At 44.3% G+C, this 26,338-nt stretch carries 21 protein-coding genes and 3 other annotated features (1 of these 24 cut by a window edge); of the genes, 3 read left to right on the top strand and 18 right to left on the bottom strand.

Translation table 11 applies throughout. From position 1 onward, the window contains the following. Positions 1 to 81: 81 nt before the first annotated feature. Positions 82 to 621: a GNAT family N-acetyltransferase gene (locus ACQ5BJ_RS13485; protein ID WP_289356362.1), complete on the bottom strand. Its 540-nt coding sequence runs from the start codon at positions 619 to 621 to the stop codon at positions 82 to 84. Between the two features lie 125 nt (positions 622 to 746). Between ACQ5BJ_RS13485 and ACQ5BJ_RS13480 the strand changes: the two genes are divergently transcribed. Next, positions 747 to 2,486: an ABC transporter substrate-binding protein gene (locus tag ACQ5BJ_RS13480; protein ID WP_005543947.1), complete on the top strand. Its 1,740-nt coding sequence runs from the start codon at positions 747 to 749 to the stop codon at positions 2,484 to 2,486. A 63-nt stretch (positions 2,487 to 2,549) separates the two neighbouring features. Here the strand turns inward: ACQ5BJ_RS13480 and ACQ5BJ_RS13475 are convergent, their stop codons facing one another. Continuing rightward, complete coding sequence (locus tag ACQ5BJ_RS13475) at positions 2,550 to 3,569, bottom strand: alpha/beta hydrolase (protein ID WP_005543948.1); 1,020 nt, start codon at positions 3,567 to 3,569, stop codon at positions 2,550 to 2,552. A 134-nt stretch (positions 3,570 to 3,703) separates the two neighbouring features. Beyond that, a complete protein-coding gene (locus tag ACQ5BJ_RS13470; RefSeq protein ID WP_430110570.1) occupies positions 3,704 to 5,392 on the bottom strand; it encodes an alpha/beta hydrolase family protein in 1,689 nt (562 codons plus the stop codon). 281 nt (positions 5,393 to 5,673) lie between these two features. On the opposite strand from ACQ5BJ_RS13470, the gene ACQ5BJ_RS13465 reads away from it, so the two are divergent. Further along, the gene (locus tag ACQ5BJ_RS13465) at positions 5,674 to 5,778 is read left to right on the top strand and encodes a DUF6254 family protein (protein WP_005543954.1); all 105 of its coding nucleotides are present in this window, start codon (positions 5,674 to 5,676) and stop codon (positions 5,776 to 5,778) included. Between the two features lie 228 nt (positions 5,779 to 6,006). On the opposite strand, the gene ACQ5BJ_RS13460 is transcribed toward ACQ5BJ_RS13465, so the two are convergent. The 13 genes from ACQ5BJ_RS13460 to ACQ5BJ_RS13400 all read right to left on the bottom strand — a co-directional run bounded on the left by ACQ5BJ_RS13460 (position 6,007) and on the right by ACQ5BJ_RS13400 (position 20,918). Continuing rightward, on the bottom strand, positions 6,007 to 6,318 hold the full coding sequence (locus ACQ5BJ_RS13460) for a YerC/YecD family TrpR-related protein (protein ID WP_163975031.1): 312 nt from the start codon (positions 6,316 to 6,318) through the stop codon (positions 6,007 to 6,009). Positions 6,319 to 6,563: 245 nt separating this feature from the next. After that, positions 6,564 to 7,940 (bottom strand): Na+/H+ antiporter NhaC, encoded by a 1,377-nt coding sequence (nhaC, locus tag ACQ5BJ_RS13455; protein ID WP_005543959.1) that lies wholly within the window; start codon positions 7,938 to 7,940, stop codon positions 6,564 to 6,566. 83 nt (positions 7,941 to 8,023) lie between these two features. After that, complete coding sequence (gene thiD / locus ACQ5BJ_RS13450; protein ID WP_040734958.1) at positions 8,024 to 8,851, bottom strand: bifunctional hydroxymethylpyrimidine kinase/phosphomethylpyrimidine kinase; 828 nt, start codon at positions 8,849 to 8,851, stop codon at positions 8,024 to 8,026. Positions 8,852 to 8,927: 76 nt separating this feature from the next. Continuing rightward, positions 8,928 to 10,799, bottom strand: coding sequence for a tyrosine decarboxylase (gene tdc, locus ACQ5BJ_RS13445; protein ID WP_005543962.1), 1,872 nt, complete (start codon positions 10,797 to 10,799; stop codon positions 8,928 to 8,930). A 77-nt stretch (positions 10,800 to 10,876) separates the two neighbouring features. Beyond that, entirely contained in the window at positions 10,877 to 12,286 is a 1,410-nt protein-coding gene (gene tyrP / locus ACQ5BJ_RS13440; protein WP_163975037.1) for a tyrosine-tyramine antiporter, read from the bottom strand. A 1,046-nt stretch (positions 12,287 to 13,332) separates the two neighbouring features. Then, a complete protein-coding gene (locus tag ACQ5BJ_RS13435) occupies positions 13,333 to 14,046 on the bottom strand; it encodes a protein rep (protein WP_268621359.1) in 714 nt (237 codons plus the stop codon). 56 nt (positions 14,047 to 14,102) lie between these two features. Beyond that, on the bottom strand, positions 14,103 to 15,365 hold the full coding sequence (gene tyrS / locus ACQ5BJ_RS13430) for a tyrosine--tRNA ligase (protein WP_040735453.1): 1,263 nt from the start codon (positions 15,363 to 15,365) through the stop codon (positions 14,103 to 14,105). A gap of 88 nt (positions 15,366 to 15,453) precedes the next feature. Continuing rightward, positions 15,454 to 15,678: a binding site (T-box leader), on the bottom strand. A gap of 318 nt (positions 15,679 to 15,996) precedes the next feature. Beyond that, positions 15,997 to 17,634: a chaperonin GroEL gene (gene groL / locus ACQ5BJ_RS13425; protein ID WP_005542538.1), complete on the bottom strand. Its 1,638-nt coding sequence runs from the start codon at positions 17,632 to 17,634 to the stop codon at positions 15,997 to 15,999. A 127-nt stretch (positions 17,635 to 17,761) separates the two neighbouring features. Then, positions 17,762 to 18,043 carry a co-chaperone GroES gene (groES, locus tag ACQ5BJ_RS13420; protein ID WP_005542539.1) on the bottom strand — a complete coding sequence of 94 codons (282 nt, stop codon included), beginning with the start codon at positions 18,041 to 18,043 and terminating at the stop codon, positions 17,762 to 17,764. A gap of 301 nt (positions 18,044 to 18,344) precedes the next feature. Next, the gene (gene tatC, locus ACQ5BJ_RS13415) at positions 18,345 to 19,127 is read right to left on the bottom strand and encodes a twin-arginine translocase subunit TatC (protein ID WP_268599991.1); all 783 of its coding nucleotides are present in this window, start codon (positions 19,125 to 19,127) and stop codon (positions 18,345 to 18,347) included. A 77-nt stretch (positions 19,128 to 19,204) separates the two neighbouring features. Further along, a complete protein-coding gene (locus ACQ5BJ_RS13410) occupies positions 19,205 to 19,474 on the bottom strand; it encodes a twin-arginine translocase TatA/TatE family subunit (RefSeq protein WP_005542541.1) in 270 nt (89 codons plus the stop codon). Positions 19,475 to 19,601: 127 nt separating this feature from the next. Further along, the gene (locus ACQ5BJ_RS13405; RefSeq protein ID WP_005542542.1) at positions 19,602 to 20,102 is read right to left on the bottom strand and encodes a MogA/MoaB family molybdenum cofactor biosynthesis protein; all 501 of its coding nucleotides are present in this window, start codon (positions 20,100 to 20,102) and stop codon (positions 19,602 to 19,604) included. A gap of 93 nt (positions 20,103 to 20,195) precedes the next feature. Continuing rightward, entirely contained in the window at positions 20,196 to 20,918 is a 723-nt protein-coding gene (locus ACQ5BJ_RS13400) for a 5-formyltetrahydrofolate cyclo-ligase (RefSeq protein ID WP_430110578.1), read from the bottom strand. A gap of 318 nt (positions 20,919 to 21,236) precedes the next feature. Between ACQ5BJ_RS13400 and ACQ5BJ_RS13395 the strand changes: the two genes are divergently transcribed. Further along, the gene (locus ACQ5BJ_RS13395; protein ID WP_268599989.1) at positions 21,237 to 23,207 is read left to right on the top strand and encodes an ABC-F family ATP-binding cassette domain-containing protein; all 1,971 of its coding nucleotides are present in this window, start codon (positions 21,237 to 21,239) and stop codon (positions 23,205 to 23,207) included. A 97-nt stretch (positions 23,208 to 23,304) separates the two neighbouring features. Here the strand turns inward: ACQ5BJ_RS13395 and ACQ5BJ_RS13390 are convergent, their stop codons facing one another. Further along, positions 23,305 to 23,781, bottom strand: a complete 477-nt coding sequence (locus ACQ5BJ_RS13390; RefSeq protein WP_268599988.1) for a YbaK/EbsC family protein — start codon at positions 23,779 to 23,781, stop codon at positions 23,305 to 23,307. 477 nt (positions 23,782 to 24,258) lie between these two features. After that, on the bottom strand, positions 24,259 to 25,833 hold the full coding sequence (locus ACQ5BJ_RS13385) for a 2-isopropylmalate synthase (protein ID WP_430110582.1): 1,575 nt from the start codon (positions 25,831 to 25,833) through the stop codon (positions 24,259 to 24,261). A gap of 132 nt (positions 25,834 to 25,965) precedes the next feature. After that, positions 25,966 to 26,257: a binding site (T-box leader), on the bottom strand. A gap of 67 nt (positions 26,258 to 26,324) precedes the next feature. Further along, positions 26,325 to 26,338, bottom strand: a binding site (T-box leader); it runs 272 nt beyond the window's last position.

The following is a 26,338-nucleotide window of genomic DNA, read 5'->3' as shown; positions in this document are numbered from 1 at the left end:
TGGATAATGGTAGCATATACTTTGATTTTTAAAAGTGAAAGTTATCACTTTCACCAAATGAATAGTTATATTTTTCACTTTCTATGTAAATTTTACTGTGTATTCCGATTGCAGCAGTCCCATATGAATAACATCGTGCCAAGCTCCATTGCGGAATAGGGCTTCTTTCACGATCCCCTCTTGCTTGAAACCTATTTTCGTGTACAGCTTAATCGCTCTTTCGTTAAAACCGAACACTCGTAAGGATAGCCGATGCAAATTCAACTCGTAGAAGGCATATTGCAGTAAAATCTGCAATGCTTCCTGTCCGTATCCTTTCCCCCAATAATCCGGTTCTCCGATATCGATAATGAGCTCTGCATTGCGATTTTTGCAGTCGATTGAAATAAGTGACATAATTCCGATGGGCTTTTCAGTGTCTGCATCAGCAATGATGTATGATTTCGAATTCGCTGATCCGAGGATAACGCTGCGAACGAATGCATCGGTATCCTCAGGGGTATATAAATCCATGCATGGATTTGTGGTCTCCATCACCCTTGCATCGTTTCTCCAGCTATGATACACCTGTACATCCTGCTCTGTCATTTTGCGCAATCGGATTCTTTGCGTTGTGAACATAGGAACGTCTCCTCCCATTTCCTCTTAGTAGATAATTGCCTTATCCCTATTATCAGTCTTGCAAAAAGAGGAAAAAAGGGTATAATCCTTGCTTACATGTCCCCTTTTAGAGTGAGGTGAGCGAATTGCTTCAATTGGATTATTTGTCATTACGCGCTTATCTCTACGAGCGTGAACGTAACCGTACCGCAGCGCTGCGGTTGCAAGAACTGGAACATGTATGGCATTGCAGCCGCAAAAATGCCAAGCGAAAGCTGCATAAGCTAGTTTCTGAGCATTACTGTACTTATACTCCTGGACGAGGCAGGGGAAATCAATCCGAGATATGCTTTGTTACGGATTTTTATGATGATTTGCTTGATTCCATCCAGCACAGCCTTCAGCATCAAGACATGGAACAACTACTTCATGTCCTCCAGCTTCCTTTTCCAAGGCAGTGGATCGGTGATTTGCAAAAGCCTATTCAAGAGCAGTTAGGGCTGCGACCTGCAACGGCAGACAAAGATGTGTTACATGCCATTACAACCTATCCAGTAACAAATCTTGATCCTGCGTTCGTATCAATCACCTATGATTCAATGCTTGCCTCGTTAATCGGAGATACGCTGCTCCGTTTTGATGCAGATCAGAATGAGCTTGTGCCTCATTTGGCTATTGGATGGGAGGTTGATGAGCAAAGGCATACATGGACGATCTATTTGCGCAAGCAGGTATGGTTCCATCACCATCGCGCTTTGACAAGTCGGGATGTCAAGTTTAGCATGGAACGGCTCATGCATCTAGCCTGTCCCAATCGCTGGCTAGTCCAGGATATCGCATCCATAGATTGTCCTTCGCCACTTATGGTTCGCATTGTGCTTCAACGCTCGAATCCTTTGTTCGGACGCTATCTAGCGTCAACGCCGATGATTATCCTCCCAGAGGATAGTGCGACTGCGGATAGGCTGTTTATTGGCACTGGACCTTATCGAATCGTATCCAGCCAGCAAAATCGAATTGTGCTGCATGCATTTGATCCGTATTTTCGCGAGCGCGCTTATATGGACGAGATTCATTGTTGGCAAATGCCGCCGGAACGGGCTCATCTTATCCAATATGACATTCCGAGCACTGGAACAGTTCAGTTCAATCCAGCAAATGATCGTACCGCGGAGCTCGGATATCGGTTTGCTATTTTCAATGCGAAGCACTCCCCTATCATGCGGGATCGAATGTTGCGATTAGCATTGATCGAATTGCTGGACATGGAGGCTATGTGGAAGGAGCTAGATCGAACTGAGCTTTTCCCTGCCTCTCATTTTTTCCCGTGGAAAAGTACTCTGATCAGGAAAAGTCTGGCTAGAGCAAAAAGTTGGCTTACCGACAGCTCCTATAACGGCGAAAAGCTGCGGTTATATATGCTGGATGTCCCAGAAGCATGGGAGGAAGCAGCATGGATTCAACAAAGGGCGCTTTGTATCGGGATTTATATCGAACTTCACCCCTACTCTTTCGACGATGTCCATAATCCGACAAACGATCAAGACATGGATATCATCCTGTCCGGTGAGGTCTCTTCGCTTGATCCGCATCTTTCGGTGCTGGCTGCTTTCCGCAGTGAGGCATTGGCTTTCCGTCGTTATTTGAGTGTTGAACAACTGGAATGGATTGAATCCCAGTTATTTTTGTTCCAGCATGAAAATACAGAAGATAGGGAAAAAAGGATTGATTGTATCGTTCAATACTTAGTTGACGAAGCCTGCATCGGGTTCATGCACCACCCGCAGCACGAGCATCCTATCCATCCTATGCTGCAGCATATTCAATATGATTCATTTGCATTTGCTGATTTATATAAATTATGGACTCCACAAGTTGTGAAATAGTAAAAATAAACACCAGGAGCACAGTGCGCACTGTCTTATTCGTTCGTACTGTCTCCTGTTTTTTTATTTGCTTGCGTATTGTTTCAAAAAGGATAAGCTCTGTTCCAACGCCATCATTCCAGGCTCCGTATCCAGCTTGAATTGATATTCATGCTCAGTAATGGCTTCATTCTTAGCAAAGAATAGGGTATGAACGGGAACATTTACAGCTTCGAGCCGCGCAGCCAACTCTTTTCCGTGCTCCTCGAACGAGTTTTTGTTCCCGTCTGTAATAAAGGCTGGTGGATAATCCTTGGTCACAAAGTTGACGACTGAGGCTAATTTCACCTTCTCGACTTCGTGCCATTTCTTCTCTCCAATATAGCTCCAAGCGATTTGATTCAGGAAAAATTGAATGGGCAATGCGTATTCCGCACTGTGAAACTTCTCTAAATCAAAGGGGCCGCAATACAGCAGTACTCCTTTTATAGTATCTCGCGGTACTGCTTGCTCCATTCCCATTTGACGTGCCAAATCTGAGTGTGTCTGAATGGCTGTATAATTGCTGGCAATCTGTGCTCCTGCCGAATCTCCGGCAAAGAACAGCCGATTGGCATCAATCGGGAAATGCTCCGGATTTGCCTTTACATATTGATAAAATTCATCCAGCTGCAAAATAGGCGTAGGATATTTGGCTTCTGGCGCTCGCTCATAATTCATCGTCAATACCGCATAGCCATGACTTGCTAACATAGTGGAGAAAATCGCAAGATCCTTCTTATCCCCTCCCACATACGCGCCACCATGCACCCAGATAATGGTCGGGTATGATTTCGTTCTTTCGGACATTTTCGGCAAGTATATATCGAATCGGTTATCCTTATACTTCGATGGATAAGTCAAATCACGCTGCGCCTGCACTTGGCTGCTGAACGATTCATACCCTTCAGGCTGGGTTGCAATTGGGGTTTCAAATAACTTTCTCACGAATAGGGCGGTTAATGAGGGTGTGCTGTTCACCAATATGTAGGGAATAAAAATAAGGAGAACGAAGGTAATAAAAATACTGATTATAAATTTTCGTGGTTTTTTCGTACGCCTCATGCTGTAAATCCTCCTCTGTGTACATCATTTATCCAGAATGACGTACAACGTACAAAGAGCGCACCGCCTTGAATCAGACAGTGCACTCTTGTTCATAATAATCAATACTAAATGCGTGTGTAATGAACATTACATTAGGATTGAGATTTTATCCATTTCGACAGGTCATTGATAACCTCAAGCAGCACATTGCCCGGCAGCATATATTCTTCTCCCGTAGAGGGCTTATCATACGGTACAAAAACATGGTTCAGCTTTGGATATAGCTTATACGCTACATTGGTGCGAGCCGCTAGCGCCTTCTTCCAGCCGTCCAAATGCTCCTTGCCTACTTGAACATCATTGTCCCCTTGAATAAGCAACATTGGAACCTGTTGATTTTTTGCAATTTCCCCGCCGTAATAGTCACGGAAATCAAACCACCAGGAAGGCGTCCCCAGAGGCAAATTCGCCGGGTAGTTGTCTACTGTGTATTCTTTATTTTTAATGATTTGAAGCGACTGTTTCCAAGCCGCTACTTGCGCTTCCAGTTGGGCAATCGATTGTTCAGGCAGCTTTGCTTCCTTCGCACGAGCCACTTGTCCTTCGAATTGTGTCAACATAAGATCTTCAAGCGGACCTGAAGGGCCTGCTGCAATAACAGCCCCTCGAATCGACTCCGCCGTATCCTGAGCAAGAATTCTAGGTACGAGCATCCCGCCTTGACTATGGCCAAGCACAAATATTTGCTGCTTGTTTAGCCGCTTATCTTGGGCTGCCCATGCAACCGCATGCAGGGCATCATCTGTCGACTCTTCCTTCACTGTAAAACGCGGAATCGCACTCGACTGATACGGGTATTCGCGTGTCCGCTTCTCATACCGAATCGTTGCAATTCCTTGTTTGGCAAGGCCAACGGACAAGTCACGGAACATTTTGGTTCCGCCGATCCACTCATCGCGATCATTCGCACCCGATCCATGAACGAGCACAAGTACTGGATAGCTGCCTTCACCCGATACAGGCAAGGTTAATGTGCCTGGCAGCTTGAATTGCCCTTCTCCAATTACAATCGACTCTTCCCGATACGCGTTCTTATCCTCGTAGGACGGGGCTTGATATTGACCTTGCGGCGTGAAGTTGAAGTACATATCATCCACCAAACCATCCTTGGCATAACGAAGCACCACGGATAATACCGCACCTTTATCAGTCTTGAATGAGATAGTAACATTGCGATGCACTTCATTTTCGCTTTGCAAGGCTTGAATCATTTGGGTTGGCTTTCCGAGCATGGTTGTGACTTGTTTAGCGAACATGCCAATTGGATGAACCTGTCCTGCCTGTTGAAGCGCGGGAGTAAGGTGTGATTGAATCTGTTCTGCCGCTTCTGGATGATCCGCGGCTGCAGCAAACTGCATAACGAATTGGGAAGCAAGCGTCTTCCAATCCGATTTGTCTGCTTGCATCTCCCCATTCATCCATTCTGCTTGAATTTGCAGCGCTTCGCGCATACTGTCCAAAGGAACAAGCAACATTCCCTGCTCCAATTTAGGTGCCGCTGACAGCTTCCAAGATTGCCCGTTCACCGTAGATTCAACACTTCCACTGCGCACTATCCATGCTCGATCTGAAAAGGCAACCGTTGTTTCTTTTGTACCCTGATCCCATTTTACATAAGCACCAATTGCATTCGCTGCTTGACGAAGCGGAACCATAATAGCCCCATCCTTCTTCTCAGACACTGCTGCTTCATGCTTCAGCTCTTCTGCAAATGCAGTAGGCACGGCACTTCCAAGCAGCAAGCATGCTGCCATCATCCATTTCCATGCTGATTTATTCACCTGAATCATCCCCCGAACCTTGGAATACTGATCATTCAACATTAGATATTTAGATAAACATCTAAATAAAGAATATCATACAACTTATTCCTCTGTCAAAACAATCCACATGCGTTCACCACCTAACATTGGCGGGGATAGCCGCTGTCAATACAGCTCATATTAATGACACATTCGGTTCACATTCAAATCGAATGCTGCTGGCTAGACAGATGCTTGTATCTATCTAGCCATGATCTTATGATGCCTGATTGGCTAATCTCAGGAGGAGGCTATCATTCATGTCCATTCCGAAACATCGCCGGGAAAACGCCGATAAAATTCGCAAGCAAACTCCGCATGCGCATGGCAAGGTGAAGTCATTCAAGGAGCTCGTTGAGGAGTAGCATGCATTGGTTGGGGGTGACTAGAGCAATCCGCTTACTCATATGACTGAGCGAAGCTAAGTCTCCCCCTCCTTCTCCCCTAATTGGTTTTTGGGCATGGAAGTTGCTTTACATGTAACTAGAAAGTAATTGATGTGAAAGTTGAACCTTCAAGGTGCGCAAGCCTGTATGGAGAGGTTTTCCTAGTACGAAGATACATATATTCGTAAGAAATGATGATTGGTAAGCTTATTTTGAACCTTTGTCCGCTTGTTCCTTCATCCGGGCGAACATCAATTCATAGCTATGGTTGCCGTGATTCAAAGAACGCTTAACACGGGAAATGGTAGCTGTGCTTGCGTTTGCTTCTGCTTCAATCTCACTGTAAGTGTTATGGTTGTACAGCATCTTGGCAACCTGAAAGCGTTGAACCATCGTCTTGATCTCATTCACTGTACACAAATCATCAAAGAAAGCATAGCATTCCTCAATTGTCTCTAAAGACAGAATTCCTTGGAAAAATTCATCTAATGATTTGCCTTGCAGTTCTTCTATTAACATATGTTAACCTCCTTGAGTCATGGCTGATTCCAATCTCATCGTGTGTGAAGGTGGGATTAGAAGGTCATTTTCATGTGACAGAATCCAGTTTTGTGATTTTTTTCTCCAGATATTCTGAAATAGGTATAACATATTATAGCATTGATTTTCATTAGTAATTAATTCCACGCATTTCACAGAAGCGATGTGCTCTATCGCAGAAAAAAAGCTGGCTGCACACCAACTTTTTCTCTTCGACTTTTCGATTAGAGCGTTTTAGACGCTTGTTTAGACTTTCTCAAGAAACCATAAAGAATATTGAGCAGTGGTGCTGCAATACAGAATATTGCAAATGGTAAGTATTCAAGTGTAGATACGCCGAGCGTCCCCGTAATAAATACTCCGCTAACCCCCCAAGGAATAAGCGCATTAAAGGCCGCTCCTCCATTTGCGAGGATTCTTGTCATTTCCTTGCGCTGGACATTGATCGCATCATATTGTGACTTGAACGCTTCACCTGGTAAAATAATGGACAAATATTGCTCCCCAAGCAGCAGGTTAATCCCCATGGAGCTAACTGCTGTCATTAGAATGAGCTTTCCTTTTGTGCTGACAAAGGAAGAAATACGAGAAATAATTGTTTTAATGATGTTCATTTCCACTAATAATCCACCTAAAGACAAGGCAAGCAGAATAAGTGAAACAGACCACATCATGCTTTGAATACCGCCGCGAGACAATAGCTTGTCCACACTCTCAACGCCTGTGTTCGCTACATAACCATCCTGCATAAGCTTAGACAAACTAGCCAAGCTTGTCTCTGGATGATAAATGAACAGAATTCCAATTGTAAAGACAATGCTTAGGAGCAAAGTCGGAATGGCCGGAATTTTCCGCCAGGCACATAGAAAAAGTACTAACACTGGTATTAGGGTCCAAGCAGAAACAGTAAATGACGAATTTAAGGTTTGAACAAGTTCATTAATTTGTTCGCCTGTCGTCAGCACCTTCGCGTGACCTACAATTCCAAAGAATAAAAGTGAAATCAGAAAGGCGGGAATGACAACCCGCAGCATATAACGGATATGTTCGAACAAGTCAACCTCACCAATAGCCGAGGACAGGTTCGTTGTATCTGATAAAGGCGAGACGTTGTTTCCCAAGAATGCACCTGAAATGATTGCCCCAGTCGTAATGGCGGGATGGTATCCCATAATCTGCCCCATTCCGAAGAAGGCAATACCTACAGTCGAGATCGTAGTGAAGGAGCTCCCTACTGTAATGCCAACGACTGCACAAATGATAAAAACAGAAGGCAAAAAATATTTAGCGGACAAGATGCCAAAGCCATAAACCATAATCGTTGGAATTGTTCCTGCTGCAATCCACACGCTGATTAAGGCTCCAATTAGCATAAAGATGAGAATAGGGATTAATCCGGGCGTAATACCGTTCGAAATTCCTTTATGAACGCGATCCCAAGATATGCCCTTTATTTTAGCGAAGACGATAATAATTCCCAAGGAGAATAATATCGGAATTTGTGGATCCATGCTTAAGCCGATAATGCAAAATCCTATGATGGCTAATAAAACAACTAAAAGAAATAAGCTTTCTTTCAGTGTAACCTCTTCCTTTTTCATATAAGCCGAACTCCTTCATGACCATCTATTGCAATGCTGCGCTCGCAAATGGGGTCTATAGATTGGACATATACCATGCTGTCTTAGCGATTCATGCGTTGTTCAGCCTTATTGTACGCACCATGCCATACAGGGCCTACATACTGGTTGAAGGCAAATCCGCCTCGAATCCCCTCTGTAACAAATTGCTTGGCTGCTGCTACAGCGTCCTTGACCAGCATACCTTTGGCTAAACCAGCCGCTATCGCTGCTGCAAACGTACAGCCTGCCCCATGATTATGGTTTGCTGCCAGTTTATCCGCCTCATAAAGCGTGAAATCTTTACCATCGAACAGCAAATCAATTGCTTTCTGATCTTCTAACGCCTTGCCGCCTTTAATTACAACGTGTTTTGCCCCAAGTTCGAAGATCTTATGCGCGGCTTCCTTCATGTCGTCCAAGGTACTTACCTTGCGCATGCCTGCCAATTGTCCCGCTTCGAACAAATTCGGCGTCACAACCGTTGCTCTAGGTAGTAAAAGCTCTCGAATGGCTTGGCCGTTTTCCGGCTGCACAACTTCGTTTTCGCCTTTGCACACCATAACAGGGTCAATGACGACATTCGCGATATCGTGTTGATCAATAACTTCTCTAAGCAACTCGATTACGGGAATTGAGCCGAGCATGCCTGTTTTCATCGCATCTAGTTTGCCCCCAGAGAGTACGGTTTTAATCTGGTCGCGCACCAGTTCTGGATCGATGGGATATACAGCGTGATGCCAGTTCTTATCTGGATCCATGGTTACAATGGATGTTATAGCTGAGAAGCCAAATGTTCCGTATTCTTCAAAAGTCTTAAGATCCGCTTGTAATCCAGCGCCGCCGCTAGAGTCCGAACCTGCAACCGTTAATACCTTTTTGATGTTTGTCATATCCGGCACCCCTTGGATAAAGAGGAATGCGCAACAACCGAAGATTGTTACGCATCCCATTTTATAAATTTGAATCTTACATTTCGTACATGTAGATTTTTTCAAGCTTGTCTTGAATCGCTTTCTCAATCTTAAGCGCATATTCTTCAAATACGTCTTTGTCATGAGCATATGGAGACAAGGCACAAGCACGAAGGATTGTAACTTTTTCAACACGATCCCATTCTTCTCTGCTGAATCCAAGACTGTTGACGAATTCCAATGGGCTATTGCCATAGTCAGGAATTGCGAAGTCTGTATGCGAAGTGATGAATTCGTTGCTGTACAATCCGCCCTTCACATAGGAAGCATAGTCGAAGAAGTCATGGTTCAATTTGTTCATTTTCTCCAAATCTGTGTTGCCTTCTTCGTTAAATACATAGTCAACCATGTTGAAGTCTGGTTTAGTCAACGGATGAAGTTTAATCACTTTGCCATTCACGTTGAATGTTCTGTCCTTCAAGAAGTTGTAGAAGCGGTAAGCACCTTCGATGCTTGCGCCCATCAACTTACCAAATCCTGTTACGTTAAGCGGCAATACTTTGTGCGCTGTCCATACAGCCGCTGCTGTAGCACCAGCTTTGGAACCTTCGAGAATGTACGCACCAAGCAATGCTGGGATGTCTGCACCCTTCTCGAATACATAGGTTGCGAAGTAAGAAATCGCGTCGCGCATTCTGATATCTTGAATAACGATTGCACCTGCAGAATATGGGATATAGCCCATTTTGTGCGGGTCAATTGTAATGGATTCAACTTTGCTCATTGCCTTGAATGCTTCATAAACGTCTTCTGTAAGCCATTCGTTCTTCAAGTTCATATCTGTGAAGACATTGTGTTTCTTGAATACTTCATCGATTTTGTTGTATTCGATGAATTGATCATTTTCATCCAAGAAGATAGAACGTGCATATCCGCCGTAAGCTGCATCAACGTGGATATAGAAGTAGATGCCTTCTTTCGCCAATTTTTCGCGAAGAGCAACCATTTTATGAATATGGTCGATTTGACCTTCTTCTGTACTTCCGACTACGCCAACAACCCCAAGGACTGGCGTATTTTCTGCTGCCAGTTGACGAATGCGTGTTTCCAGCTTCTCAATATCCATGTGATAAGTGCTGTCTACATCGATTGCTTCAACTGCATCCAAGCCGATACCGATAATGTCGGCTGCTTTCAGCCAGGAATAGTGTTTTGTTTGTGGAATCAACCATTTACCAAGCTTGTTCAAATAACGGCCGCTGCGTGCGGATTTTGCTTTGATATCGTCCAATTTATCTTGAACTTTGTCCAAGATGTCCATAATTTCTTGCGTAGGCATGTTGAGCAATTCCCATTCGGATTTGCCTTCTACATGCTCAGGTGCGACTTCTTTAATAGCAAGCGGCAAAGATTTGATGTTACGTGCATACCAGAGACCTTCCAAGTTCGCGATGGAACCGTCAGCACAGATGTGTCCCCAGCTTTGTCCTTCGCGATAGCTCATCATTTTGCACAATTGATGTCCCACTTCTTCTTCCATTTGGGATGTACCTGGAGAAGATTCATAGGCTACGTTGTTACCGTTCCACAACATTGCTGCTGTATAAGCGATAATCGCTGGCATCAATGTTTCGGAGTTCATATGACCCCAGAAGCGACCTGCTGTATGCCATGGCAACGATTCGGAACGAAGCTTAGAAGACAATTGGTCGAATACGCTGCGCATATGATCTGCAGTATCTTGGAAGCTTTGAGAGCTTTTATCGAAAGGAGAGATGACTGGCAAATCTTGCGGTTGATAGTTTTGTCTCCAGCCAACATGCTCGTCCACAATTTTATTCAATACTTCTTTGAAAAGATTAACGTTCTCGCCTTTAGAGCCAAGGAACAATGCTTTCAAGTTAACTTCCGGAATTTGATAGTTCATGTTCTATTCCTCCCGATGTGTATGAAATCGAATAAATGAATTACTGAAAATGATTGCTGAAGGTTCAAACTGTGAAATTATTCACTTTTTTTCCAGCTTGGCTTCTTGAATTTATATATGATAAGGGCAATACCCACCATAACGATAGTTGCACTAACTTGATAAATGATGTAACCCGTTGCTTGGCTTGGATCCAGGACAGATGGCGGAATCAAGCTGACAACCAAAGTAATGCCTACACTTAGCAAAGCCAGCAAGGATACGAACCACATCAAGCCATTGCCTTTGCTGCCAAGTCGGAAAGGTCTTTCGACTTCCGGCATTTTGTAACGAAGACGAACTGCCGACATTGCAATCAATGCGTATACGATACAATAGAGAATTGTTGTTGTAATCGTGATAATCAAGAATGCACTGTTAACATCTGGTACTACAATATAAAGAACGGAAACTAACGAGATGACAATCGCTTGAATCAATACGAACGAAATCGGAATGCCTTTACTATTTCTCTTTTGGAAGAATGGAGGCAAGTTACCATCCTCTGCAACCTTGATCATCGATTTACTTGGTCCAAGTACCCATGCGCTCAACTGAACGAGTACACCGATAAGAATCATGGCCGAAATAATATTAACGAAGATGGATGGAATACCTAAGTCTTCACAGAAGATCAGGTAAGGCTGCGTAATGTTCGCAAGCTCCATTTTACCCATTGGAACACCGTTCGCTACTGTAAGACCTGCAATCAGGTTGAAAATAACGAGCAGGATAACGGAAGCGATTACCGCGATCGGATAGTTGCGTTTCGGATTTTCAATGTTATTCGCATGAACAGAAGAAATCTCTACACCTGCGAAGATAAAGATGATACCAGACAAGAATGCCAAGCTTCCCAAATCACTTAGATTCGGCAGCAAGTCGCTTGCTTTGAAATTGCTCAAATATCCTTCAGGACGAATGCCGTTTTTCATCATATACGCTACGCCAAGGATAACGAGGATAACGAATGGGATATATACCCCGATAATCGCGCCCCAGTTACCGGCAATTTTGACCATATCGAACTTTAAGTTCAATAATGTTACGCCCCAATATGAAATTAGGATAACTGCGAATATGAAGTAATTGTTTGATGATAAATCGGGAACATTAATAACGTATCCGAATAGAACACCTACTGTGGATGCGACCATTACCATCCCGAAGAACATTTGTACCCATAAGAGCCATGAGGTAACGAAGCCCCATTTCTCGCCTAACGCATTTTTAACCCATACTTGCGGCCCGCCCTCTTCAGGGAACCCTGTTGACAGCTCGGCTGACATCAATGCGATTGGCAAGGCGAATAATACGGCTGCAACCAACATATAAAAGATTTGAGTCCAGCCTGTGGCGGCAAGTGTCGGCACACTACGAACAGTGCCAAAGAACGCCATCGTGATACCAATCAACCCGAACAGCGTCAATTTTTTTGAATTGGCCATAGATCTATCCTTCTTTCTCTCAGTTGTCTAACCTTTTCAATCTTCCTAAATTATTCAAATCAATGAATAAGGTATGAATTGAAACTATAGGAAATCAATTGAAACGCTTCGAGCTCACCCCTTGATCATATGGAATTATTTATATAGTTTTGTTAATCGATTAACTTGCACCGTCAGTATACGCCTCATTTTTTTGTTCTGTCAATTCGATTCAACACCTTGTCACATAAGGTTTTTTCGTCATTTTCCAAAATCTTGTTAACAGATACTTTAAAGCTTTTTCCAGCAATTCGATGAAGGCTTTAAAGGTTTTGCGCTTCTATAGATAAAAGCATTTTCAGGGTGAATTCATGAATATAAATGCGTTTTGCGGTATTTTTATATGATTCCTTTTTCATCAATTCTACTATCTATCTTTTGTGATTGGCCCCACATCCTTTCCATGATGAAATGAGATCACACCTAGGGGCTGGTTGCCTACCATGCGATATCACTATCATGCGTTGTGGAACTTGTTCTTATTCCGTAAGGTTGAACGCAATTGAGGACAAATCTGGAATGGCAAATCGCGATTGAGGAAAAATCGAAAGGGAATACTTATACATCATGGAGGATAAGCTTACATGGATGATAGAGAAAGGTGAATCTCTCAGAAATTGATAATCCCTTCTCCATTTCAAATATTTATCAATTTCCATTGAAACAATTGAATCATTTGGAAGACATACGAACAGGTTTAATTTGGTAATCCTTCATTGAAAAATAGACTGATCTATGCGCTAAAATAAACTCTAATCTTTGTTTGATATGACAATCGTCATATTTTAGTTGTGAAATAAATCATAGCTAACTTTTCGATTGTTTATCTCTTTCTTTTGTTTTTTTCAAAAAAACGCTCGTTGCGCAAAGCTTGATTTGAATGTTCCCCCTCTACATCCAGTTTTTTTTAAACAGTTACATTTTCTCCATAGAACAAAAAAAGAATCGGATAAATTTCAAATCCGATCCTTCTATCTAAATGCTTCTTCTCATTTTGCTATTCTCGTTCAAATTCCGTTTATGAATGGATGAATGCGCTCATTTTCATGTCGTATTCCTGGGTACCAATCGAGCATTATTTCAAATACAGCATTCGCAATCGCATCTTCTGTATCATACTGATTTATATCGACCACGACAGCAGGATTCAGCCTTTCCATATATTCCTTCATCATTCTGCTATACCCGATAAGCCGACGCGATGCGAGATGGATACTTGATTCGTTCTGAATTTGTCTTCGTCGACCTGTATCCTCTACCAGCCTGCTTAATCCTTGATCCATCTTACGAATAACCGTCTGTTGCTCTCCCTTCGCACTTACGACCTTCACGTTCACAGTCACATTATCCGTAGAATCCATATCCATTGCCTTGCACCACAAGGCAAGCCACGACTCGGCCTTAATATAATATCTGCCTTGAAAGTAACTCTTAATCGTTGGCAGCAAAATGTGAATTGTGGGATGGCATACATTCTCCCCGCTCACGATATCCAACATACGAAAGTAACCAAGCGATGCTTGCTTCACACTTTTGTACTTGCACAAGCGATTGAATCCAATTAACATCCGATCTAACTCTTTATTTATCCGTTCGCTAGCCACATCAGCAAGTCCAAGCTCGACGATGAGCCAGTTAACCTGCTTTTCTCGATTAACAGCTGTTATAATGCGATGATTTACATAAGCGCTTTGAAGCGATTTTTTCCATGATTCTGGCATTTGGTTATCCCGCCCCCTACATAAAGGAGATAAAGGAAAGAGAATAGCTGTAGCAGCTATTCTCCCAACTTCACGAGGCTGTAGCTCTTTTTCCCTTTACGGATGATGATGAAGCGGCCGTCGAAGGAATTGTCTACGGTAACTGTCATCTCGAGATCTGTTACTTTCTCACCGTTCATGGAAATGGCGCCATTCGTAATATCTTCACGCGCTTGACGCTTGGAAGGTTCAATACCAAGATCAACGAGCCAGTCTACAATATTTTTCTCTTCTTTAGAAGCATGGAATGTCGGCATGTCTTTGAAGCCTTGCTCGATTTCATCTGCAGTCAGCGCTTTGATATCTCCGCTGAACAAAGCAGCTGTAATTTTTTGAGCTTGTACCAATGCTTCTTCACTGTGCACAAATTTCGTCATTTCTTCAGCAAGCACACGTTGTGCTTCACGCTTATGCGGCTCTGTTTTCACCTTTTCTTCCAACTCGTCGATTTGTTCCTTCGTCAAGAAAGTGAAGAATTTCAGGTATTTAATTACATCGCGGTCGTCTTGGTTTGCCCAGAACTGGTAGAACTCGAATGGAGTCGTTTTGTTCGGATCAAGCCAGATTGCACCGCCTGCTGTTTTACCGAATTTCGTACCATCTGCTTTGAGCATGAGCGGAATCGTCAAGCCGAATGCTTTGGCTTCTGGGCCTTCTTTTTTGCGAATCAGATCCAGACCGCTTGTAATGTTACCCCATTGATCCGCGCCGCCGATTTGCAATTGAACGTCTTCATTGACGAACAAGTGATGGAAGTCCATCGACTGAAGAATTTGGTACGAAAATTCAGTGAAGGAGATCCCTGTGTCGAGACGGCTCGCTACGATATCTTTTGCCAGCATCGTGTTGACGCTGAAGTTTTTCCCGTAGTCGCGAAGGAAATCAAGAATCGTTACGTTATGAGTCCAGTCGTAGTTGTTCACCATGCGCAGACCCGTTTCGCCTTCGTTCAGGAATAGCTTTTTCATTTGTGCAGTCAGCGCATCTACGTTATTCTGTACTTGATCCATCGTCTGCAAGGTACGTTCTGTTGTACGGCCACTTGGGTCACCGATTGTGCCTGTTGCTCCACCAATCAAGATTACTGGACGGTGTCCCGCAAGCTGGAATCGTTTCAGCATCATAAATGGAATCAAGTGTCCGATATGCATACTGTCGCCAGTAGGGTCAACACCGCAGTATAACGATATCGATTTCTCGCTTGTTAATTTACGCAAACCTTCCGCATCCGTTTGTTGATTAATGGCGCCGCGCCATTCCAATTCATCGATAATGTTCATCATTGTGATTCAGCTCCTCGGTGTAATTTTATATGTTATAAAAAATGGATTAGAAAAACAAAAAAATCGTCTCCTTGTCTATTGTAGACATAGGGACGATTAATTAACCGTGTTACCACCCAGCTTGTATGAACAGTGCTGCAGCCACCATTCATACCACTCTCGGCAATGATATCGATTGCCAATCCGCTTAGCGTTACCTAAGAACCTCCAGAGTGTAATTCGCAATACATTGTGTGTACCAGGTCGCATCAACCCCTGGCTTTCTGAGAACAGGGACAATATTGCTACTTCGCTCTTTCATCGGGTTATTCAATATTAGATTACTGACAATCTTAGAACTTATAAAACCGTTTGTCAACACCATTTTTTTGTAATTTTAAAAATTGAAGGAGTTCGGAAAATGAATAACTCGGGACGAAGGCTACAAAAAAGACTTCCCATGACGTTCTAAAAGAACGTATGAGAAGCCTCTTTCATCCGGTATGTTACCTAGATTGCCTCTTGTAAGGTGGGATGGTAACCCGATGCGATAAAGTTACCCCATTGAGCGTGAGTCATTCAATCAGAAATAGAATCTTCCACTAAAACGCGGTTGTTCATCTTCGATTTAACTTCGAAAATGATTCTATTACATCATGCCGCCCATTCCGCCCATGCCACCCATTCCGCCCATATCAGGCATGCCGGCTTTTTCTTTTTCTGGCTTGTCAGCGATAACCGCTTCAGTTGTCAAGAACATAGCTGCAACGGAAGCTGCGTTTTGCAACGCGGAACGCGTTACTTTCGCAGGGTCAACGATACCTTGAGCGATCATGTCAACCCACTCGCCTGTAGCAGCGTTATAGCCTACGCCAACTTTTTCGTTTTTCAAACGCTCAACGATAACGGAGCCTTCTTGGCCAGCGTTGTCAGCGATTGTGCGAACTGGGGACTCAAGAGCTTTCAAGACGATGTTCACGCCTGTTTGCTCGTCGTCAGATGCTTTTACAGCTGCAACTGCATTATATACGTTCAGAAGCGCAGTACCGCCACCAGCAACGATACCTTCTTCAACTGCTGCACGAGTCGCATTCAAAGCGTCCTCAATGCGCAATTTGCGCTCTTTCAATTCTGTTTCAGTAGCCGCACCAACTTTGATAACTGCTACGCCGCCAGCCAATTTAGCAAGACGCTCTTGCAGCTTCTCTTTGTCGAACTCGGAAGTTGTTTCTTCCAATTGCGTGCGGATTTGGTTTACACGTGCGTCGATGTCTGCTTTGTTGCCAGCGCCATCAACAACAATTGTGTTCTCTTTTGTTACGCGTACTTGACGAGCAGTACCCAATTGATCGATCGTAGTCGATTTCAATTCAAGGCCGAGCTCTTCTGTAATCACTTGGCCGCCTGTCAATGCAGCGATATCTTGCAGCATTGCTTTACGACGGTCACCGAAGCCAGGAGCTTTAACAGCTACGCAAGTGAATGTACCGCGCAATTTGTTCACTACCAATGTAGCAAGCGCTTCGCCTTCAACATCTTCAGCGATGATAACCAATTGCTTGCCTTGTTGAACGACTTTCTCAAGTACAGGCAAGATTTCTTGGATGTTCGTAATTTTCTTATCTGTGATCAAGATATAAGCGTTGTCCAGAACAGCTTCCATCTTGTCAGTGTCTGTGATCATGTATGGAGAGATGTATCCACGGTCGAATTGCATACCTTCAACCACTTCAAGCTCTGTATTGAAACCTTTGGATTCTTCGACAGTGATTACGCCATCCTTGCCGACTTTCTCCATCGCTTCAGCGATCAACGTTCCAACTTCCTCGTCAGCTGCAGAAATTGCCGCAACTTGAGCAATATTTTGCTTGCCTTCGATTGGCTTCGCAATGCTGTGCAATTCTTCAACCGCTGCTTTCACAGCCTTCTCGATACCTTTGCGAACAACCATTGGGTTCGCGCCAGCTGTAACGTTCTTCAAGCCTTCGCGGATCATTGCTTGAGCCAGAACAGTCGCTGTAGTTGTACCGTCACCAGCAACGTCGTTTGTTTTTGTAGCTACTTCTTTAACGAGTTGTGCACCCATGTTTTCGAATGCATCTTCCAACTCGATTTCTTTCGCGATCGTTACACCGTCGTTCGTGATAAGCGGAGAACCGAATTTCTTCTCCAATACAACGTTGCGACCTTTTGGTCCAAGCGTCACTTTAACCGCATTTGCCAAAGCATCTACACCGCGAAGCATCGCACGACGTGCTTCTTCAGAGAACAAAATATCCTTAGCCATTAGTGAAACCCTCCTCAATTCGTATCAATATGTTCATTCGTTCATTTTCATGTATGTGATTCAGCGGTTCCCACTCAGGAACCTGATCATGTGATTGCAAAATGAGCGCATACGCTCTACGGCTCTATTAGCCGATTACTGCGTGGATGTCGCTTTCTTTCATAATCAAATATTCTTTGCCTTCAAATTTGATTTCAGTTCCAGCGTATTTGGAGAACAGCACGCGGTCGCCTTCTTTTACTTCCAAAGCCACACGTTGGCCGTCTTTCCACACTCCGTTACCTACTGCCACAACTTTGCCTTCTTGCGGCTTTTCTTTGGCAGTGTCCGGCAATACGATTCCGAAAGCTGTAGTTTCCTCCTTCGCAATTGCCTCGATCAATACGCGTTCACCTAAAGGTCTGATCATGAAAAATAGCCTCCTTTTTAAACAAGAGTTATAAAGTGAAGAATCCGTCGCCCGTTATGTACAGACAATGGCTTCACATCAAATATTGTAATGTGTTAGCACTCGATAGTGGTTAGTGCTAATAACAATTCTTATGATACTGATTTTAACTTTCGAATGCAAGGGGGTATTCGCTTAAAAATTTTTAACTTTTTATATGCAACCTACTCTCCTAGTGCATGAAGTCCTGTCTTTACCAACAAAAAATGCAGGTAGACAAAGTGCAATTCTGATTACACTCTCTCTAGCCTGCATTTATGACTTAGGCGATTGTAACGTCTGCTGATTCATCGAATTCCTTTTCCCATGCTTGCTGTTCTGCCAATTGCTTACGATATACGATCGAAGACAAGAACACGCTTAACTCATACAGTACGAGAAGAGGGATCGACACCAAAATGTCTGAGATAATATCCGGCGGAGACAGCATCGTACCTAATACGATCAACACAAAATAAGCAATGCGGCGCATCTTGCGCAAACGCAGCGGATTCAACAATCGAATTCGCGTCAAAAACATAATGACTACCGGCAACTCAAATAACAACGAAATCGGAAGCAGAATATTAAACATAAACGAAAAATATTGCGTAATTCCGTACGTTGCTTGCAGCTCCATATGCTTATTAATCGATGAGGTAAATTCAAAAGCCATCGGAAAGACTACAAAATAGGCAAATGACAGCCCTAATAAAAACAGCAAAAATACGAAGGGCACATAACGAAGTGCCGCGCGCCGCTCTGCTGCTTTCAGGCCTGGACTGACAAAAGCCCATAACTGATACAGCGTAATCGGCAGCGTAATTGCCAAAGCAACAATAAAGGCAAACTTCATATAAATGCTGATTCCATCCCATAGAGAGAAGCCATGCAGCGGCATATTTTTGGCTGGCTCGACACTTCGCAAATAGTTATATATCGGATCGGCAAGGATAAGCCCGCCTACGAGTCCGACAACAAGAGCCACTAGAATCAGAACAATCCGCTTGCGCAGTTCGACAATGTGCTCGACTATCGTCATTTGGTCTTCCTTTTCAATCGACATTCCTACACCAGCCTGTTCATCTCATTGTTGCAATCTTCATTAGGCGTCACAGCAATTGGTGTGACACGAACGAAGCATTACTCCGGCAAGCGCCGCTGAGACTCGGAATTAGTCGTCGAAGCCATTGGCGAAGGCTGTCCAGACTTTTCTACTTCTACATGCTGCACTTCCTTACGCACAGGCTTAGACTCTTCGTCATCCCCCATAATATCGCGTGCACCTGCTTTGAACTCACGTAATGTACGGCCAAATGCGCGCCCCAGCTCAGGAAGTTTATTCGGTCCGAACAATAACAAGGCAATAATCAACAGCAACAGAACACCTGAAACGCCGATTCCGTTAAACACCTTGTAACTCCACCTTTCATCGCCCCTATAAAATAAAATGCTATGATATTCATCATAACATACTAGATATGTAGAAAATACCAATGAACTGTAACAAATTTATGAAAATCGTTCCAGTTTCGGCAAATCACTCGAATTCATCCGCGCTGCTCAGATTCCCGCTTACTGCATATAAAGCATGCGGCAGCTGATCAATAATCGCCAGCAAATGATCATGAACACCCTTAGGGCTTCCTGGCAAGTTGATAATAAGTGATTTTCCTCTAATCCCGCATACGGCACGAGACAGCATTGCTTTGCGGGTTCGCTGCATCGCTGCATATCGCATAGCTTCTGCCAAACCGGGTACCTCTTTATCGACGACCTTCATTGTCGCCTCAGGAGTTACATCTCGCGGAGCCAATCCATTGCCTCCCGTTGTAATAATTAAGTCTGCTTGGAAATAGTCTGCCATTTCAATTAATGATGCAGAAATATCGTTAATCTCATCAGGCACAATTCGGTACTCTACAACCTCACCATGCAGCTCTTCTTCCACCAGTTCACGGATAACCTGTGCGCTGGTATCCTCTCGCTCGCCGCGTGAACCTTTATCACTTGCTGTTAAAATCGCCACTTTCCAAAGCATGTTCACTCCTCCTTCCGCCATCGCCACGCCAAGTTTATGGAATCATCTTTTATTCACCAATATACTGGATATATCCCTCTATTTCTTCATTATTCAAAGGGGTTCGTCTTTCCTCTCTATATGGTAAACAGGTTGCTGCTGCAATCCAAATTCGAGTTCTTCCCCCAAAATCCTTCTTTGCTCACAAAAAATAATGCCTTGTTCGGAGATGAGCAGATCGACACCAATATCGTGTGGCTCCATTGGCACTTCATCCGTAATCTGCCAAGAATAGATGCAGCTTATCCGTACAACAGACAAATTCTCCTCGTCTTTTTGATTATGCATACCCTGTTCCATAAAAGTCTGCCAAAATCGATCGTAATAGCCTGCCCCTAGTCCGAGTCTGCCCCCTGTGCGGTCAAAAGCAATTCCGGGAACAATGATAACGTCAAGGCTTCCCCATTCTTCAACTAGCAGCAAGCCTGACTGGGGTTCTGGTTCATGAAGGCCAAAGTTGCTTTCTATTAGCCTCGTCTCGCTATCCCAACGATGCAGTGTCATGGTTCTAGTAGATGGAACCGTGCGCGGCAAGTAAATGTTGTCTCCGGCATGCAAGCATTCTGTCAGCAATGGCTTTATGTCCAACTCCCTGCCAAACGGCCAATAGCCAAAAATGCGAAGTGGACGCTTCAATTGTGCTCGAAGCTGCATGAAATAAGCAGAAGCAAGCTGACATGCACCTGTACTGGATATAAAATATTCTTTCTCCATTACCGCCTTACGGCGTTGTTTGAATCGTTCTCGAAGTATGCCTTTATCTGCCGTGGACTCCAATTGAACTCCCTCCTCGGACAATGCAAAGTCTCTTCGCTGTATATCACCTATGTATGCTCATTTACTCGCATTTTCACTTGTTTTCACCATTTTCAACCTTAGTTTACCATCCTTGCTTCATTTCCGCCAGCTATACACAATCATTCGCACTAACTGTCGCACCACTCTATATTAGATATTGGGAAACGTAAAGATTTCGCACTTTTTCGCATTTTCATGTAAACTTAAAGGGATATGTTCAGTCTGGGATGCCACATTATTCATTGATTGAACTACCTCTTTAGACATGTTAGTTTGCCCAAAACGGAGGAGATACCGATGCTGCTTCAAGCGAACGGCATATGTAAAAGTTACGGGATTACCCCCGTGTTATCGAACATTACATTCCAAATTTTAGAACGCGAGCGGATAGGCTTGGTTGGAGTAAATGGTGCCGGCAAGTCCACGCTTCTACAACTGATTGCTGGAGAATTGACACCCGACGACGGCATCATATACAAATCGAAGGAGACTCGCATCGGCTATCTTGCCCAACATACCGGTCTCCATTCGGAACGATCGATTTGGGAAGAAATGATGTCCGTATTCGCTCACCTTACCGGGGCTGAGCAGGAACTGCGGGAGTTGGAGCATCTAATCGCAGATCCAGCGATAGCCGAGGATGAATCTCGATATGAAGAAACCTTGCGTCGTTATGCGGAACGGCAAGACTGGTTCCGTCAGCATGGCGGCTATGAAATGGAAACGCGTGTACGCAGTGTGCTACATGGAATGGGATTCGGCCAAATGGATCCTCACGCCGTCCACGTTCATACTTTAAGCGGCGGACAGAAGACCAGACTTGCACTTGCTCGTATCCTGCTCCAGCAGCCTGATTTGCTTCTGTTGGACGAGCCGACGAACCATTTGGATATTCACACCCTTACATGGCTCGAGGCTTATCTGCGTTCCTATCCTGGCGCTGTCCTTGTTGTATCTCATGACCGCTACTTCCTGGACGCGATGGTAACAACGATAATCGAGATCGAACGCCATCAGGCAAAGCGTTATACAGGTAATTATACGAAGTATATTGAGTTGAAGGCAGCTGAGTATGAGCAACAAATAAAGCTATACGAAAAGCAGCAGGTTGAAATCGCCAAGCTCGAGGACTTTGTTCAACGCAATATCGTTCGCGCCTCCACAACAAAGCGCGCTCAAAGCCGCCGCAAAACACTTGAGAAGATGGAACGGATCGATAAGCCGCTAGGTGATTTGAAGCGTGCAAGCTTTAGCTTCGAGATCGTGCGACAGAGCGGCAAAGATGTACTTAAAGTGGATGGAGCTGCCGCATCCTATGGAAATAACCCGCCATTATTCCGTAATGTCGGCTTCGAATTGAAGCGCGGGGAAATGGTTGCACTTATAGGACCTAACGGAATTGGCAAGTCCACACTGCTGAAAGCTTTGACCGGCAAACATGATCTTTTAGCAGGACAAATCAACTGGGGTACAAATGTTTCAATTGGTTACTATGATCAGGAACAGACGAACTTGAACCCGAATATGACAGTGCTAGAAGAAGTATGGTCTGCTTATCCGCATATGGAGGAAGTTCGCATTCGAACGGTTCTCGGAAGCTTCTTATTTAGCGGAGATGATGTACAGAAGAAAGTCGCATCTCTAAGCGGAGGAGAAAAGGCTAGAGTTGCACTTGCCAAGCTAATGCTCCTGCAAGCAAATGTCCTTATTCTCGATGAGCCGACCAACCACTTGGATTTATTCAGCAAAGAGGTTCTCGAATCTGCACTCATTGACTATGAAGGGACGCTGCTCTTCATATCCCATGATCGCTATTTCTTGAACAAAATGGCTGAGCGGATCGTCGAAATGAGTGCAGAAGGAACGTGTCATTTCCTAGGAAATTATGACGACTATGTAGAGAAGAAGCAACAGTTGGAAGAAGATAAAGAACTGCTCTCCTCAAAATCTGTACAGCCAAGCAGGCCTGTCTCATTCCAAAGCGGCACTGTAGATAGCAAGCTAGAAACAGCTCCTACGGGATCAGCCGCTTATGAAGCAGACAAGCAGTCGAAGCGTGAAGAACGTGCGCGCCAACGGAAGTTGGAGCAAATCGAGAAGCAAATTGCAGAGTTGGAAGCAGAGATAGCTGCCCGTGAACTGGAGCTAACTGAGCCCGATGTATTTAATGATTACGTACGTGTCCAGTCCATTCAGGAGCAGTTAGATGCAACCAAGGCGGCTCTTGATGAAGTATACGCGGAATGGGAGCTTCTTATGGAAGCATGAGCCCATGACCGTCATACAGCAGGATGGAGGGGTTCCCAACCGGGAATCCCTTTTTTTCATCCATCACCAAAAGGCCCGTACAACGTAGTTATACGAATTAAGTGATCCGAGCTACCGTCCCATTTGTCATTTCCACTAGCTCCATGGGTGTTAACTGGAACACAGCTTGGGGATGGCCTGCCGCGGCCCATATCACCTCAACTTGCATTAAAACCTCATCAATTATTGTAACAATGGGATCTTTATGAGTAATTGGCGGCACACCTCCAATAACAAATCCTGTATGTTCTCGGACGAAATCCGCATCAGCTTTGCCAAGCTTTTCGTTTAGCAAATGGCCGATCCTCTTTTCATTTACGCGATTTACTCCGCTTGCCACGACGAGCAAGGGAAGATTTGCTTCTTTTCTCCGAAAAATTATCGACTTTGCAATCTGTGATAATTCGCAACCGATTGTATTCGCGGCTTCTTCTGCGGTTCGTGTACTGTCAGGCAGCTCTATAACCAGATTAGGCAGCCCCATTGCAGAAAGCTTGTCCTGTACGGATTGCGCACTCCCTTTGAGCTTACTCATACCAATCCCTCCTACAGCAAAAAAACAATTCATCCAATTTCTCTACTCATATTTATAAAACGAATAGGTTCGGCGATGAGTACCTCCTCAGCACCGAACCACGAATAACAACAGACATATTTTTCCTCTGTCCATTATTAGCATTTTCGTACAGGTTCATCTAGCTCAACATTATTTTCATGAGTATATAAAGCAGCATCAGCATTCGTTATTAAACCACAGTTTATACACAACAATATTTTTATGAAACAACAATCACTTTTTCATATTCTGCTCAATTTTCGTTGGTATATCAATGTTTTTATTTTGTAAACCAACATTATCCACTGTTTTATCCACATTATCCACAATTCCAGTGTATTCCATCAGGGAAGTTATCCTTTTTTTCACCAAAATTAGATCCTTAGTCCTGTAAGGAAGAAAACGTTTTATCCACATTTTCAACGGAATATGTGGATAACTTTGTCCACACTCAGATTACGAAACCCCAACAGCCCCCGCCTTAACAGCAGAATTTTGCTCGTAGAGCTGACCTCGAACAGCTTGGTTGCACGCAGCCACATAGGCCTGAGCCGCTGCCATTACGATATCTTGATGCATCGCACTTCCCTGATAGCGAAAATCGTTGCAAGATACCGTCACGATTGCCTCACCAGCAGCATTTTCCCCTGAAGACAAAGAATGAAGCTCCAAGTCCTCAAATTCAATAAGCTCGGAGAAGGACTGTGCAATTGCACGTATTACCGCTTCAATAGGTCCGCTTCCGACACCAGCATAAGTGCGTTCCAATCCAGTCTCCTGCTCCTTGATGACAACAGATGCTACACGGCTGCGCGAGCTTCCTGCAATAACTTGAACATCAAGCAGTTCAACAGCCTCAAGCTGTTCATTCAACGTTTCTCCGATACAGTGCAGCAGTTGTTCATCGGTTACAACCTTTTGCTGATCCGCCATCCGCTTAAAGCTGGCATATACATCATCTAATTGACTTGCATCAAGTGTGACTCCGTATTGAGCAGCTTTATGCTTAAGTGCATGGCGCCCTGAATGCTTACCGAGAATTATCATATGATGCGGAATTCCCAGTTGAACGGGATCCATGATCTCGTAAGTGCTGCGGTTCTTAAGCAAACCATCCTGATGGATGCCGGACTCATGCTGGAAGGCATTGCGGCCCACAATTGGCTTATTGAAGGCAATTGGGTAATGCATCATCCGGCTGACCATACGGGACGTCTCGTACAAATGCTCTGGTCGAATTTGTGTGCCCACTCGCAGCGCATCATTTCGCGTATTCAGCGCCATTACAAGCTCTTCCAGCGCGCAATTTCCAGTTCGCTCTCCAACCCCGTTAACCGTCACCTCGATTTGGGTTGCTCCAGCTTGTATAGCGGCAATACTATTCGCAACCGCCAGACCAAGGTCATTGTGGCAATGGGCGCTGAATTGAACCCCGTCTGCTCCACGCGCCCCCTGTCTTACTTTGCGGAACAATGCTCCATACTCCTCGGGCAGCGCATAGCCGACCGTATCCGGCAAATTAATAATCGTAGCCCCTTCCTCAATAGCTGTTTCTACTAGCTCAATTACATAATCGGAATCGGCACGTGTCGCATCCATAGCCGTGAATTCTACCCGATCTACAAATTGCTTGGTATAGGCCACCATTTCCCGGGCCATTTGCTTCACTTCTGCACGGGACTTGCGCAGTTGATACTGTAAATGAATATCTGAAGCAGAAAGGAAGAGATGGATGCGTCTCTTCGCCGCATCTTCTGTTGCATGAACAGCAGCATCGATATCCCCCTCGACTGCACGTGCAAATCCACAGATTTCAACCTCAGGGAACATTCTAGAAATACGTTGCACTGCCTCAAATTCACCTGGACTGGAGATGGGAAATCCAGGTTCTATGACATCCACTCCCAATGCAGCCAGTCGTCCTGCAAGCTCAAGCTTCTGCTCCAACGTTAAGGCTGCACCCGGCGGCTGTTCTCCATCCCGCAGGGTAGTATCAAAAATTCGGATCATCTTCTCGTTGTTCATGGACATAGATAATTCCTCCTTATTTTGTTGAAGCTTTGAAATCAGTTTTCTGAGCGTATATTTCTTTTCTCGACCTGTGCTGCAAAGAACAAGCCTGAAACGGCTTTTAGAACACAAAAAAACCTGCCATCTCCGTTACTTGGAGACGACAGGTTATATGCCGCGGTACCACTCCGATTGAAGGACATAAGTGCATGAAGCGATTAATCGCCTGCCTTATGAAGCCCTTCCTCTCAAATCCTAATAACGGCAGGCACCGTAACAGCCTATCGTACATGAAATGAAGACGTTCTATAGCCCTTCATGCCATCATGTTCGTTCAGCTGTTCCACTCCCAGACGAGTTCAGACCTTACCGCCACTGCGTCGCATCTCCCCGCAGCTTTCTGTGAGACCGTTCGAGTCCTACTACTCCTGTTCGTCGTGTGTAAATCATTAATATCTTGTTGTAGCATTCTTTATTCATTATCACTGTGAAAATAAAAAACCTGCCGTCTCATTAGAGACGACAG

Source organism: Paenibacillus sp. B1-35, from assembly GCF_050474385.1.
In the GTDB taxonomy this organism is placed as follows: domain Bacteria; phylum Bacillota; class Bacilli; order Paenibacillales; family Paenibacillaceae; genus Paenibacillus_B; species Paenibacillus_B alvei.
The sequence above is the reverse complement of the archived record's forward strand: the minus strand, read 5'-3'. Positions and strand labels throughout refer to the sequence as shown.

Coding starts and splice junctions, on each gene's coding strand:
- ACQ5BJ_RS13485 (WP_289356362.1), bottom strand. CDS start 621: ATGTTCACAACGCAAAGAATCCGATTGCGCAAAATGACAGAGCAGGAT.
- ACQ5BJ_RS13475 (WP_005543948.1), bottom strand. CDS start 3,569: ATGAGGCGTACGAAAAAACCACGAAAATTTATAATCAGTATTTTTATT.
- ACQ5BJ_RS13465 (WP_005543954.1), top strand. CDS start 5,674: ATGTCCATTCCGAAACATCGCCGGGAAAACGCCGATAAAATTCGCAAG.
- ACQ5BJ_RS13460 (WP_163975031.1), bottom strand. CDS start 6,318: ATGTTAATAGAAGAACTGCAAGGCAAATCATTAGATGAATTTTTCCAA.
- nhaC (WP_005543959.1), bottom strand. CDS start 7,940: ATGAAAAAGGAAGAGGTTACACTGAAAGAAAGCTTATTTCTTTTAGTT.
- thiD (WP_040734958.1), bottom strand. CDS start 8,851: ATGACAAACATCAAAAAGGTATTAACGGTTGCAGGTTCGGACTCTAGC.
- tdc (WP_005543962.1), bottom strand. CDS start 10,799: ATGAACTATCAAATTCCGGAAGTTAACTTGAAAGCATTGTTCCTTGGC.
- tyrP (WP_163975037.1), bottom strand. CDS start 12,286: ATGGCCAATTCAAAAAAATTGACGCTGTTCGGGTTGATTGGTATCACG.
- ACQ5BJ_RS13435 (WP_268621359.1), bottom strand. CDS start 14,046: ATGCCAGAATCATGGAAAAAATCGCTTCAAAGCGCTTATGTAAATCAT.
- tyrS (WP_040735453.1), bottom strand. CDS start 15,365: ATGAACATTATCGATGAATTGGAATGGCGCGGCGCCATTAATCAACAA.
- groL (WP_005542538.1), bottom strand. CDS start 17,634: ATGGCTAAGGATATTTTGTTCTCTGAAGAAGCACGTCGTGCGATGCTT.
- groES (WP_005542539.1), bottom strand. CDS start 18,043: ATGATCAGACCTTTAGGTGAACGCGTATTGATCGAGGCAATTGCGAAG.
- tatC (WP_268599991.1), bottom strand. CDS start 19,127: ATGTCGATTGAAAAGGAAGACCAAATGACGATAGTCGAGCACATTGTC.
- ACQ5BJ_RS13405 (WP_005542542.1), bottom strand. CDS start 20,102: ATGCTTTGGAAAGTGGCGATTTTAACAGCAAGTGATAAAGGTTCACGC.
- ACQ5BJ_RS13395 (WP_268599989.1), top strand. CDS start 21,237: ATGCTGCTTCAAGCGAACGGCATATGTAAAAGTTACGGGATTACCCCC.
- ACQ5BJ_RS13390 (WP_268599988.1), bottom strand. CDS start 23,781: ATGAGTAAGCTCAAAGGGAGTGCGCAATCCGTACAGGACAAGCTTTCT.
- ACQ5BJ_RS13385 (WP_430110582.1), bottom strand. CDS start 25,833: ATGTCCATGAACAACGAGAAGATGATCCGAATTTTTGATACTACCCTG.